The sequence below is a fragment of the Micromonospora sp. DT62 genome (genome assembly GCF_049847285.1).
GTDB lineage: Bacteria > Actinomycetota > Actinomycetes > Mycobacteriales > Micromonosporaceae > Micromonospora > Micromonospora reichwaldensis.
The window spans coordinates 166247-178746 of record NZ_JBNCOB010000003.1 but is presented as its reverse complement, the minus strand read 5'-3'; the positions used below and the strand labels follow the sequence as shown (position 1 = coordinate 178746).

The following is a 12500-nucleotide window of genomic DNA, read 5'->3' as shown; positions in this document are numbered from 1 at the left end:
CGTGCCCGGCGCAGACTTCCGCCGCCGGCTATGGCATTCCTATGCCGCGTCGATATGTAGAGAAGCTATGAGGCGGCTGCCCGAGCCTTTCTCCCGGCAGTCCTCGACACGGCTGCCGGCCGGGTTGACGAAGGGAGAACGATGTCGAGCATCTTCGGTTCGGCGATCACCGGGCTCGGCGCCTATCGGCCCACCCGCGTGGTCACCAACCCGGACATCGCACTGCGTACGGACGTGACCACGGAGTGGATCGAGGAGCGCACGGGCATCAAGACCCGGCACGCCGCCGGTCCCGGGGAGACCGTGCCGGTGATGTCGGCCGAGGCCGGCGCGAAGGCGCTGGCGATGGCGAACGTCGACCCCTCCGAGGTCGACCTGCTCATCCTGGCCACCGCCACCAAGCGGGACCGGATCCCGGGCGGCGCGCCGGAGGTCGCACACCGGATCGGCATCCCCGCCACCGGCGCGTTCGACCTGAACGCCGCCTGCGCGGGCTTCGCCTACTCGGTGTCGGTCGCGTCCAACGCGGTCCGGCTCGGCGAGGCGCGCAACGTGCTGGTCGTCGGCGCCGAGCACCTCACCGAGTTCATCGACCCCGAGGACCCGGCGACGTACGTCATCTTCGGCGACGGCGCGGGCGCCGCGGTGATCTCCCGCTCCGGGACCGAGGGCATCGGCCCCGTGGTGTGGGGCAGCGACGGCCGGCGGGCCCCGATCCTCGGCACGAAGTGGGCCAAGGACGGCAAGGAGTACGCCTCGATGAACGGGCCGCTGGTCTACCGGTGGTCCACCAAGAACATCCCCCCGGTCGCCCGGGAGGCCTGCGCCCGCGCCGGGATCGACCTGTCGGAGATCGACTGGTTCGTGCCGCACCAGGCGAACCTGCGGATCATCGAGCAGCTCGCCGAGATCCTGGAGATCCCCGAGGAGAAGGTCGCCCGGGACGTCATCGACACGGGGAACACCTCGGCGGCCTCGGTGCCGCTCGCGCTGAGCCGGCTGCACGAGAGCGGCCGTACCAAGCCCGGCGACAAGGCGCTGCTGCTCGGCTTCGGCGCCGGCCTCGCCTACGCCGGCCAGATCGTCCGGATGCCCTGAACACCCTCCCGAAAGGACACTGACATGACCGTTGACCAGGTGGCCGCCGATGTCGAGCAGCTGACCCGCAAGCTGATGACCGAGGAGCAGGACCGGCCGATCTCCGCCGACGACACCTTCGTGGACCTCGGCCTCGACTCGCTCAAGCTGGTCGACCTGCTCGGCGCCGCCGAGATGCACTTCGACATCGAGGTGCCGGACGAGGAGGTCGGCAACTTCGTCCGCGTCCGGGACCTCACCGACTTCGTGCTCGGCGCCAAGTGAACGCCGGCGACGGGGACGCCCGGGAGCTGTCCGTCGGTCAGGCCGCGCAGTGGGCGCTGTACCGACTCGCGCCCGAGAGCTCGACCAGCAACGTGGTGACGGCCGTGCTCGCCGAGCCGGTCCTCGACACCGACGTGCTGCGGGCCGCCCTCGTCGCCGTCCAGGCTCGGCACGACCTGCTCCGGTCCCGGTTCGCCGAGACCGGAGCGGGGCCGGTGCGGCTCGTCGACTCCGCCGGCTCGGGCACGATCGAGGTCCGCGACGTCGGCGACGTGGACGACGCGACCCTGCGTACGCTCATCCACGCCGTCGGCGAGCAGCCGCTCCGGCTCGAACAGGACGGTCCCCTGCGGGCGGTGCTGCTGCGGCGGGGCGCGGACTGCGCGCTGGTGCTGGTCATCCACCACATCGCCACCGACGGGCTCTCCCAGTATCTGATCTGGCGGGACCTCGGCGACGCGTACCGGGCGGGTCGGGGCGGGGACACGGTGGACTGGCCGACGCGGCCCAGCTACGACGAGTTCGTCGCCCGCGAGCAGGCCATGCTGGCCGGGCCCCGGCGCGCCGAGCTGGCCGAGCACTGGGCCCGCACCTGCGCCGGCGCCACCGCCGCCACCCTGCCCACCGACCGGCCCCGCTCCGCCACCCGCTCGTACCGGGGCGCGTCCGTGGCCCGGATGCTGCCGGACGACGTCGCCCGGCAGGTACGCGCCACGGCCGCCACCCTGGCGGTGACCCCGTTCACGGTCCTGCTCGGCGTCTTCGAGGCGCTGCTGCACCGGTGCACCGGGCAGGGCGAGTTCACCATCGGCTGCCCGGTCTCGCTGCGGCGGGGGCGGGCGCTGCGGGAGGTCGTCGGGATGCTGGTGAACCCGGTCGTGCTGCGGTCGTCGTTCACCCCGGGCACCACGTTCGCGACGGCGATCGCCGCCGCGGGACGCCAGCTCTCGGACGGCGTGGCACGCGCCGCCTACCCGTTCCCCCTGGTCCAGGCGGCCCGCCGGGACCGGGACCCGCTGGTGCGGGTCACCATCACGCTGCTCACCCGGCAGCACGGCGACACCCTGTCCGACACCAGCAACGGATTCGTCGGGCACCGGGTCCGCCAGCTGGTGGTGCCGTACGACGAGGGGCAGTTCGACCTGGCCGTGACGGTGCACCAGCTGCCCGACCTGGCCCTGCGTACCGAGTTCAACTACGACCGGGACCTGCTCGACCGCGCCACCGTCGAGCGGCTCTTCGACCAGTACCTGGTCCTGCTCGGCGCGGCCTGCGCCGACCCGGCCGCGACGGTGGCCGACGCCCGCCTGGCCGGCGACGTCGACGAGCGGATGCTGCTCGAACTCGGCATGAGCTGAGCACCCCGGTCATCCGGCGCCCGTCGTCGACGGGTGCCGCACAGCGCCCGCACGGCGGATGCGGGCGACCTTCCGTCAGCCCGGAGAGGGGGTTGAAATGGATCAGGGAATTCTCTCCACGGTCGGCAACACGCCCCTGGTGCGCCTGGACCGGTTGTTTCCCGAATTTCCCGCCCGGGCGTACGCGAAACTCGAACAGTTCAATCCGGGCGGGAGCATCAAGGACCGGGCCGCGCTGAACATGCTGCGCGGAAAGATCGAATCCGGCGAACTGGTGCCGGGACGGTCCGTGGTGGTGGAGTCCAGCTCCGGCAACCTCGCCATCGGCCTGGCCCAGATCTGCGCGTACTTCGGGATCCGGTTCATCTGCGTGGTGGACCCGAAGACCACCCGGCAGAACCTGGCGGTGCTGGCCGCGTACCAGGCCGAGATCGACATGATCGAGCATCCCGACCCGGTGACCGGCGAGTATCTCGCGGTCCGGCGCCGCCGGGTGCGCGAGCTGGTGGAGACCGTGCCCGGCGCCTACCGCCCGGACCAGTACACCAACCCGCTCAACGCCCGCGCCCAGCGGCAGACCATGGCCGAGATCATGACCGAGCTGGACGGCCGGGTCGACTACCTGTTCTGCTCCACCGGCACCTGCGGCACCCTGGTCGGCTGCGCCGACTACCTGCGCGAGAACGGCCACCGCACCCGGATCGTCGCGGTCGACGCCGTCGGCAGCGCGATCTTCGGCCACCCGCCCGCGCCCCGGCTGATCCCCGGGCACGGCGCCTCGGTGGTGCCGCCGCTGGCCGCCAACGCCCGGCCGGACGAGGTGCTGCACGTCTCCGACCTCGACTGCGTGGTCGGCTGCCGGTTGCTGGCGGTCCGCGAGGCCATCCTCGCCGGCGGATCCTCCGGGGCGACGGTGGCCGCGCTGCGGCGCCGGATGGCGGACCTGCCCGCCGGGAGCACCAGCGTCCTGATCTTCCCGGACAACGGCGACCGCTACCTCGACACCATCTACTCCGATCGCTGGGTGACCGAACAGTTCGGCGAGGTCAGCCACCTGTGGAAGGGCGAAAAATGCTGATCATCGGCCATGCCGTGGTCCGGGACGTGCTCGACGGCGACGAGGCCCGGGTCATCGACCTCGTCCGGCAGGCGTACCTCCTGCACGAGCAGGGCCGCACCAGCGTGCCGCACTCGGTCTTCCTGCGCTTCCCGGACGCCGCCCGCAACCGCATCATCGGCCTGCCCGCGTACCTGGGGTCCGATCCGCCGGCCGCCGGCATGAAGTGGATCTCCTCGTTCCCGGCGAACATCGAGCGGGGCCTGGACCGCGCCAGCGCCGCCATCGTGCTGAACTCGCTGGAGACCGGCCAGCCCGAGGCGGTGATCGAGGGATCGGTCATCTCCGCCCGGCGCACCGCGGCCGGCGCGGCCCTCGCCGCGCAGCTGCTGACCGCCGAGCGCCGCCCGGACGGCCTGGCGCTGATCGGCTGCGGGCTGATCAACGAGCAGGTGCTGCGCTTCCTGACGGTGGCCCTGACCCCGCCGGCCTCCCTGGTGCTGCACGACACCGACCCGCGCCGGGCCGAGGCGTTCGCCGCCCGCGCGGCGGCCCTGCTGCCGGCCACGACGATCAGCGTGGCGGCGAGCGCCGAGCAGGCCCTGGCCGCCCACCGGCTGGTCTCGATCGCCACCACCGCCAGCGAACCGCACCTGGAGCTGACCGCCTGCCAGCCGGGGAGCGTGGTGCTGCACCTGTCGCTGCGGGACCTGCACCCCCGGGCGGTGCTGGCGGCCCGCAACGTCGTCGACGACCCCGACCACGTGTGCCGCGAGCGGACCTCGCTGCACCTGGCCGAGCAGCTCACCGGCGGCCGGGACTTCATCCACACCACCATCGGCCGGCTGGCCGGCGGTGCGGCGCTGCCCCCGGGCGACGGGCCGGTGGTGATCTCGCCGTTCGGGCTGGGCGTGCTGGACATCGCCCTGGCCGACCACGTCCACCGCGCGGCGGCCCAGCGGGGCCTCGGCGTGCGGATCGACGACTTCACACCCGTACCGGCCGCCGCCGTGGCGACCGCGCGACCCACGAGGGAGAGAACATGAGCGACGACGACCGCAGCTACCTGGTGGTGCTCAACGACGAGGAGCAGTACTCGATCTGGTGGAGCGACCGGGCGCTGCCGGCCGGCTGGCGGGCCGAGGGCACCGAGGGCACCCGGGACGAGTGCCTCAGCCGGATCAACGAGCTCTGGACCGACATGCGGCCGAAGAGCCTGCGCCTGCGCATGGACGGCGCGTCCGTCTGACGGGCCCCGGCAGGCGTGACCCCCGGCCGTCCGCGATCGACCCCCCACCCCGGAGGAGCACCCCGATGAGCACCCCTCTGTCCACCCTGCCGGCCGCCGGAGCGGGCACGGTCGATCCCGTCGTCCTGCCGGACCTGATCGCCCGCCAGGCCGCGGCGACGCCCGACGCGACCGCGGTGCTCGCCGGCGACGTACGGGTCGGCTACGCCGAACTCGACCGGCGCGCCAACCAGCTCGCCCAGCACCTGGTCGGGCTGGGCGTCGGTCCGGAGTCGACGGTCGGCGTGTACCTGCGCCGGGGGGTCGACCTCGTGGTCGCCCTGCTCGGGGTGTGGCGGGCCGGCGGCGCGTACCTGCCGCTGGACCCGGCGCACCCGGTGGACCGGCGCCGGTGGATCGTCGCCGACACCGGGGTGGACGTCGTGCTCACCCAGACCGACCTGCGCGACGACTCCCTGGCCGGGCCGTCGCACGTGGTCTGCCTCGACGCCGACCGGGCGCGGATCGCGGCCGGACCGGACACCGCGCCGCCGGTCCGCGTCGACCCCGACAACGCGGCGTACGTCATCTACACCTCGGGGTCGACCGGTCGGCCCAAGGGCGTGGTCGTCACCCACGGGGCCATCGGCAACCGGGTGGCCTGGACGGTCCGGCGGCACGGCCTGTCGCCGGCGGACCGGGTGTTGCAGAAGACGGCGGTGAGCTTCGACGCGGCCGGCTGGGAGTTCTTCGCCCCGCTGATCTGCGGGGCGACGGTGGCGCTCGCGCCGGACGGCGCCGAACGCGACCCGGCGGCCCTGGTGGCGGCGGTCGTCCGGTCCGGGGCGACCGTGCTCCAGGGCGTGCCGTCGGTGCTGCAACTGGTGACGGAGGAGCCGGACTGGCCGAGGTGCACCTCGCTGCGGCTGGTCTTCTCCGCCGGCGAGCCGCTGCACGCCGAGCTGTGCCAGCGCCTGGCGGTGGCGCCCGGGACACGGGTCTGGAACACCTACGGCCCGACCGAGTGCGCCATCGACGTGACCGCCCAGCAGGTCGACCTCGCCCAGCGCAGCGGGCCGGTGCCGATCGGCCGGCCGCTGGACAACCTCCGCCTCCAGGTGCTGGACGCCAACCGGCGGCCAGTGCCGATCGGTGTGGTCGGCGACCTCTACGTCGGCGGGGCCGGGCTCGGCCGCGGCTACCTCGGCCGCCCCGACCTCACCGCCGAGCGGTTCGTGCCGGACGAGTACGGGCCGCCCGGAGCGCGGCTCTACCGCACCGGCGACCAGGTCCGGTGGCGCTCGGACCGGAGCCTGGAGTTCGTCGGCCGCGCCGACGACCAGCTCAAGATCAATGGGGTACGCATCGAGCCGGGCGAGGTGGAGGCGGCGCTGGCCGCCCACCCGGACGTCCGGCGGGCGGTCGTCGTCGGCTTCGCCGAGCCCGGCGGCAGCCCCCGGCTGGCCGCGTACGTCGCCAGCCGGCGCCCCCTGACCGCCGCGCAGCTGCGGGCCTTCCTGACCGACCGGCTGCCCGACGCCCTGGTGCCGGCCGTGTTCGTCCCGGTGGCGGAGTTCCCGCTGACCACCGGCGGGAAGGTCGACCGGGCCGCGCTGCCGCCCGTCGAGACCACCGACCGCACGGCCTACCTGGCCCCGCGCACCGACGCCGAGCGCCTGGTCGCCCGGCTCTGGCAGGAGCTGCTCGACGTCGACCGGGTGGGGGTGCACGACGACCTCTTCCAGCTCGGCGGTTCGTCGCTGGTGACCGTCCGCCTCGCCAGCCGCCTCGCCGCCGAGTCCGGCGTGCGCATCGAGCTGAGGGAGCTGCTCGCCGCGAGCACCGTCGAGGCGCAGGCCGCCCTGCTGACCGATGGCGACCCCGCGACGCCGGCGGTGGTCCCGGTGCCCCGCACCGGCGCGCTGCCGCTCTCCCCGGCCCAGCGGCGGCTGTGGCTGCTGGACCAGCTGCACCCGGGCAGCCCCGAGTGGGTGGTGCCGCTCTACCTGCGGCTGCCCGGCTCGCTGACCCCCGACACCGTACGGGCGGCGCTGACCGCTCTCGAGGCCCGGCACGAGGCGCTGCGCACCCGCTACCTGACCCACGACGGTGAGCCGCACCAGCGCATCGATCCGCCCGGCCCCGTCGACCTCACGATCCGCGACGCGACCGAGGCCCCGCTCGTCGACCTCGTCGACGCGCAGCTCGGTCAGGGCTTCGACCTGCGCACCGGGCCGCTGTGGCGGGCCACCCTGGTCACCTCGGCCGGGTCGGACCACCTGCTGCTGGTGGCGCTGCACCACATCGCCTCCGACGCGACCACCGCCGGGGTCCTGGAGCGGGACCTGCGGGAACTCTGCGCGGCCGGCGCCGCCGGCCGGGAGCCCGACCTGCCGGAGCTGACGGTGCACTACGCCGACTACGCGGCCTGGCAGCGCCAATACCTCACCGACGACCGGGTCGAGCGGGAACTCGGCTTCTGGCGCGAACACCTGGCGGGGGTACCCGAGCTGACCCTCCCGCTGGACCGGTCCCGGCCGGCCGAGCGCGACCCGCGCGGGGCGCACGTCGAGTTCGAGGTGCCGGCGGAGCTCGCCGAGAAGCTGACCGCGCTGGGCCGGCGCTGCTCGGCGACCCCGTTCATGACCATGCTGGCGGGCTTCGCCACGCTGCTGGCCCGCTACAGCGGGCAGTGGGACGTCGCCGTCGGCGCGCCCACCTCCGGTCGACGCCCCGCCGAGGCGGAACAGATCGCCGGGGTCTTCCTCAACCCCGTGGTGGTGCGCTGCACCCTGGACCCGGCCGCCCCGTTCGAGGCGGCCCTGCGGGCCGTGCGGTCCCGGACCCTGGCCGCCCTCGCCCACCAGGACCTGCCCTTCGAGCGGGTGGTCGACGACCTCGTCGACGTCCGCGACCTCTCCCGCACCCCGCTCTACCAGGTGATGCTCAACGCCCAGGAGGGCGGCATCACCGGCCAGTCGACCGACGACGAGGCCCTGCTGGACGCCCTGCGCCGGGCGGCCCGGATCGCCAAGACCGACCTCACGATGCACGTCTGGCCCCGCCCCGACGGCACCCTGGCCGGCAGCCTGGAGTACGCCACCGCCCTGTTCGACGAGTCGACCGTACGGCGGATGGCCGAGCACTTCGTCCGGCTGCTCGCCGCGGCGGTGGCCGAGCCGGGGACCCCGCTCGACGACCTCGACCTGCTCTCGCCGGGCGAGCGCCACCTGCTCCTGCACGAGGTGCACGGGCCCACCGTGCCCCGCTCCGCCGCGACCGTCTGCGACCTCTTCGAGGCCCAGCGACGCCGGACGCCGGACGCGGTGGCGCTGCGGCACGGCGACCTCACCACCACCTACGCGGCGTTGGACGACCGGGCCAACCAGTTCGCCCACCACCTGCGGCGCTCCGGGGTCGCCCGGGGCGCGGTGGTGGCCGTGCTGCTGGACCGGGGCGTCGACCTGGTCGCGGCGATCCTCGGCGCCTGGAAGGCGGGGGCGGCCGTGCTGCCGCTCGACCCGTCGTACCCCGCCGAGCGGATCGGGCACATGCTCGCCACCGCCGGCGTGGAGCTGGGCGTCACCCAGGCGACGTACGCGCCCAGGTTCACCGTGCCGACCCTGCACGTGGACACCCACCGGCTGATGGTCTGCGCCGGCCCCACCCACCGGCCGGACCGGGACACCCACCCGGAGGAGACGGCCTACGTGCTGTTCACCTCCGGCTCGACCGGCCGCCCCAAGGGCGTGGCGCTGCCGCACCGGGCGGTGTCCCACTTCCTCGCCTGCGCCGTCGAGACCGAGGCCCTGGGCGACCGGGGGCCGCGCGGGGGACGGGGCGGCGGCGCGCCGCTGTTCACCACCATCGCCTTCGACCTGTCCATCCCCAACCTGTTCAGCCCGCTGGTCTCGGGTCAGGCGGTGACCCTGCTGCCCGCCGCCCTCGACATCGCCGAGCTGGGCGGCCTGCTCGTCAAGGCCGGCCCGTTCGACCGGTTCATCATGACCCCGCCGCACCTGGAACTGCTCACCGAGCAGCTCGACGACGAGCAGGCGGGTCAGCTCTCCGGTCTGATCTGGACGGCCGGCGCGGCGCTGCGCAAGGAGATCGCCAACCGGTGGCTGGACCGGCTCGGGCCGGGTGGCCTCACCAACAGCTACGGGCCGACCGAGACCACCGTCATCATGACGGCCCACCCGGTCGAGACGCCGCAGACCACCGACATCGTGCCGATCGGCCGGGCGATGGCGAACACCACCGTCCGGGTGCTCGACGACGCGCTGCGGCTGCTGCCGGTCGGGGTCGTCGGCGAGCTGTACATCGGCGGGGAGTGCCTGGCCACCGGGTACGCCGGCCGGCCGGACCTCACCGCGGAGAAGTTCGTGCCCGACCCGTACGGGCCGCCGGGCAGCCGGCTGTACCGCAGCGGGGACCTGGTCCGGATGCGCCCGGACGGGGTGATGGACTTCGTCGGCCGGGTCGACGACCAGGTGAAGGTGCGCGGCTACCGCATCGAACTCGGCGAGATCCGCGCCGTCGTCGAGGAACACCCCGGGGTGACCCGGTGCGCGGTCATCGTCCACGAGGAGCGGCTGGTCGCCTTCCACCGGGGCGAGGCGCCCGACCTGGCCGCGCACTGCGCCCGGCTGCTGCCCGACTACATGACGCCGACCCTGCTCGTGCCGGTGGCCGAGATCCCGCTCAACGCCAACGGCAAGGTGGACCGCGCCGCCCTGCTCGGCCTGCTCTCCGACGCCGTGTCTACCGGCGCCGCCGGCACCGAGGACGGCCTCGTCGCGCCGCGCACGGTCGTCGAGGAACGCCTCTGCGCGATCTGGAGCGACCTGCTGGGCGTGCCCGTCGGCGTACGGCACAACTTCTTCGCCATGGGCGGGCACTCCGTGCTGGCGGGCCGGCTGGTCGCCGGCCTGCAGGAGGAGTTCGACCTCGACGTGTCGCTCCGGCTCGTCTTCGAGCACCCGACCGTCGAGGCGATGGCGGGCGCGGTGGAGGACCTCATCCGGGCCGAGGTGGACGCGCTTTCCGACGCCGACCTGACCGAAGACCTGCGGCAGACCAAGGAGCACCAGGCATGACCTCGACCGCGAACCAGCCCAACCTGCGCGAGTCGCTCGTCCAACGCCGGCTGGCGGGCCGGGCCGCCGGTCGACGGGCCGGGATCCCGACCGTCGACCGCTCGGGCGACCTGCCGCTCTCCTTCGGCCAGCAGCAGATGTGGTTCCTCAACCGGCTGGACCCCTCCAGCCCGGAGTACCTGGTCTCCTCGGCGCTGCGGCTGCGCGGCCCGCTGGACCGGGCCGCGCTGGGCCGGGCGTGGGACGCGCTGATCGCCCGGCACGAGATCCTGCGCACCCGGTACGCGATGGCCGACCTGACGCCGGTGCAGGTCGTCGACGAGCCCCGCCCGCAGGAGCTGCCGCTGGTCGACCTCTCCGGGGTGGCCGGGGCCGAGCGCGACGACCGGGTCGCCGAGGCGACGGCCGAGCTGGCCGCCACCGGTTTCGACCTGGCCACCGAGTGGCCGGTACGGGCGACGCTGCTGCGCCTGGACGAGGCCGAGCACCTGCTGGTGCTGGTGATCCACCACATCGCCTGCGACGCGCCCTCCACGGCGGTGCTCCTCGGCGACCTGGCCGAGCTGTACGGCGCGTACGTCCGGGGCGAGTCCTCGCCGCTGACGCCGCCGGCCGTGCAGTTCGCCGACTTCGCGGCGTGGCAGCGCGACCGGCTGCGCGGCGAGCCGCTGGAGCGGCACCTGGAGCACTGGCGCGACCGCCTCGCCGGCATCGCCCCGCTGGAGCTGCCCGCCGACCGGCCCCGGCCCCGCGTGCGTGACTGGCGGGGCGCGTCGGTCCCGTTCGCGCTCTCCGCCGACCTCTCCGCCGCGCTGCGGGAGATCGCCCGCGGCGCGGAGACCACCCTCTTCGTCACTCTGCTCACCGCCTTCCAGGCGCTGCTGTCGCGCTACACCAGCCGGACCGACATCCCCGTGGGCAGCGTGACGTCGGTGCGCGACCGCGCCGAGCTGCGCAACCTGGTCGGGTACGGGATCGACAACCTCGTCCTGCGGGGCAGTTGGACGGGGGACCCCACCTTCGCCGACCTGCTGCGCGGCACCCGCGCCACGGTGCGCGACGCCTTCGCCCACGCCGACGTGCCGTTCGCGCTGCTGGTCGACGAGTTCGAACCGGAACGGGACCTGTCCCGCACCCCGCTCTACCAGGTCGCCTTCACCCTGGGCGACGACGCTCCCAGCGGCACCTGGCCGGCGGGCCTCGCCGCCGAGACGCTCTGGCTGCCCACCCGGGTCGCCAAGGTCGACCTGCAACTGCACGTCGTCGAGGGCGCCGACGGCCGGCTGCGCGGGCACCTGGAGTACGCGACCGCGCTGTTCGACGACGCCACCGTGCGGCGGATGGCCGACCACCTCGGCCGGCTGCTGGAGCACGTCGGGGCCGACCCGCACGCCCGGATCTCCGAGCTGCGCATCCTCGACGACGCCGAGCTCGCGGCGGCGACCCCCGCCCCGGCCCGCCCCACCACGCCGGTGACCGGCACCGTGCACGGCGTCTTCGCCACCACCGCCGCCGCGCACCCCGCCGCGACCGCCGTCGTGGACGGCGCGCGACGCTGGACGTACGCCGAACTGGACGCCACCGCGAACCGGCTCGCGCACCACCTGCGGGCCCTCGGCGCCGGCCCGGAGCGGCTGGTGGCGGTCTGCCTGGACCGCCGCGCGGAGCTGGTCTCCACCCTGCTGGGCGTGCTGAAGTCCGGGTCGGCGTACCTGCCGGTGGAGCCCGGCGTCCCCGCCGACCGGCTCGACTTCATGCTCGCCGACGCGGGCGCGCGGATCGTGGTGACCACCGAGGCCCACCGGGCGCGGTTCGCCGACTTCGACGGCGCCCTGGTGGTGCTGAACGATCCCGGGCACGCCGGGGAGATCGCCGGGCGTTCCGGCGCCGACCCGGGCGTCGCCGTCGACCCCGAGAACCTGATCTACGTCATCTACACCTCCGGGTCCACCGGCCGCCCCAAGGGCGTCTTCCTGACCCACGCCAACGTGCTGCGCCTGACGACCGTGGCGCAGGACGACCTGAACTTCGGCCCCGCCGACGTGTGGCCGCTGTTCCACTCGTACGCCTTCGACGTGTCCGTGTGGGAACTGTGGGGCGCGCTGCTACACGGCGGCCGGCTGGTGATCGTGTCCCGCGAGGTCACCCGTTCCCCCGGCGACCTGCTCGACCTGCTCGTCGAGGAGCAGGTCACCGTACTCAACCAGACCCCGACGGCCTTCCGCGGCCTGGTGGGACTGGCCCGCGACGGCGACCCCCGCATCGACCGGCTCGCGCTGCGCGCGGTCATCTTCGCCGGGGAGAAGCTGGAGTACGGCGACCTCGGCCCCTGGGTGGCCCGGCGCGGGCTGGCCGCGCCCCGGCTGCTGAACCTCTACGGGATCACCGAGATCACG

Annotated in this window: 8 protein-coding genes (1 of these 8 cut by a window edge); all 8 read left to right on the top strand. The window is 74.2% G+C overall.

Annotation, left to right across the window (positions count from 1 at the left end; all coding sequences use genetic code 11):
• Nucleotides 1–141 precede the first annotated feature (141 nt).
• Complete coding sequence (locus ACPXCB_RS06625; RefSeq protein WP_151456122.1) at nt 142–1098, top strand: beta-ketoacyl-ACP synthase III; 957 nt, start codon at nt 142–144, stop codon at nt 1096–1098.
• A 24-nt stretch (nt 1099–1122) separates the two neighbouring features.
• Nucleotides 1123–1362, top strand: coding sequence for an acyl carrier protein (locus ACPXCB_RS06620; protein ID WP_151456123.1), 240 nt, complete (start codon nt 1123–1125; stop codon nt 1360–1362).
• Nucleotides 1359–2720 (top strand): condensation domain-containing protein, encoded by a 1362-nt coding sequence (locus ACPXCB_RS06615; RefSeq protein WP_425873132.1) that lies wholly within the window; start codon nt 1359–1361, stop codon nt 2718–2720. Before ACPXCB_RS06620 ends, ACPXCB_RS06615 begins: the two co-directional genes overlap by 4 nt.
• Before the next feature lie 97 nt (nt 2721–2817).
• Nucleotides 2818–3798 carry a 2,3-diaminopropionate biosynthesis protein SbnA gene (gene sbnA, locus ACPXCB_RS06610; RefSeq protein WP_132240746.1) on the top strand — a complete coding sequence of 327 codons (981 nt, stop codon included), beginning with the start codon at nt 2818–2820 and terminating at the stop codon, nt 3796–3798.
• Nucleotides 3792–4823, top strand: coding sequence for a 2,3-diaminopropionate biosynthesis protein SbnB (gene sbnB, locus ACPXCB_RS06605; RefSeq protein ID WP_425873130.1), 1032 nt, complete (start codon nt 3792–3794; stop codon nt 4821–4823). Before sbnA ends, sbnB begins: the two co-directional genes overlap by 7 nt.
• On the top strand, nt 4820–5026 hold the full coding sequence (locus ACPXCB_RS06600; protein ID WP_121401347.1) for an MbtH family protein: 207 nt from the start codon (nt 4820–4822) through the stop codon (nt 5024–5026). The genes sbnB and ACPXCB_RS06600 overlap by 4 nt, the downstream gene beginning before the upstream one ends.
• Nucleotides 5027–5091: 65 nt before the next feature.
• On the top strand, nt 5092–10104 hold the full coding sequence (locus tag ACPXCB_RS06595) for an amino acid adenylation domain-containing protein (RefSeq protein WP_425873129.1): 5013 nt from the start codon (nt 5092–5094) through the stop codon (nt 10102–10104).
• Nucleotides 10101–12500, top strand: partial view of a non-ribosomal peptide synthase/polyketide synthase gene (locus ACPXCB_RS06590; RefSeq protein ID WP_425873127.1) — the 5' end (the start) only. Its footprint extends 21024 nt past the window's final position; only the first 2400 of its 23424 coding nucleotides appear in the window; it begins with the start codon at nt 10101–10103; its stop codon lies beyond the right edge, outside the window. Before ACPXCB_RS06595 ends, ACPXCB_RS06590 begins: the two co-directional genes overlap by 4 nt.

Coding starts and splice junctions, on each gene's coding strand:
- sbnB (WP_425873130.1), top strand. CDS start 3,792: ATGCTGATCATCGGCCATGCCGTGGTCCGGGACGTGCTCGACGGCGAC.
- ACPXCB_RS06600 (WP_121401347.1), top strand. CDS start 4,820: ATGAGCGACGACGACCGCAGCTACCTGGTGGTGCTCAACGACGAGGAG.
- sbnA (WP_132240746.1), top strand. CDS start 2,818: ATGGATCAGGGAATTCTCTCCACGGTCGGCAACACGCCCCTGGTGCGC.
- ACPXCB_RS06625 (WP_151456122.1), top strand. CDS start 142: ATGTCGAGCATCTTCGGTTCGGCGATCACCGGGCTCGGCGCCTATCGG.
- ACPXCB_RS06620 (WP_151456123.1), top strand. CDS start 1,123: ATGACCGTTGACCAGGTGGCCGCCGATGTCGAGCAGCTGACCCGCAAG.
- ACPXCB_RS06595 (WP_425873129.1), top strand. CDS start 5,092: ATGAGCACCCCTCTGTCCACCCTGCCGGCCGCCGGAGCGGGCACGGTC.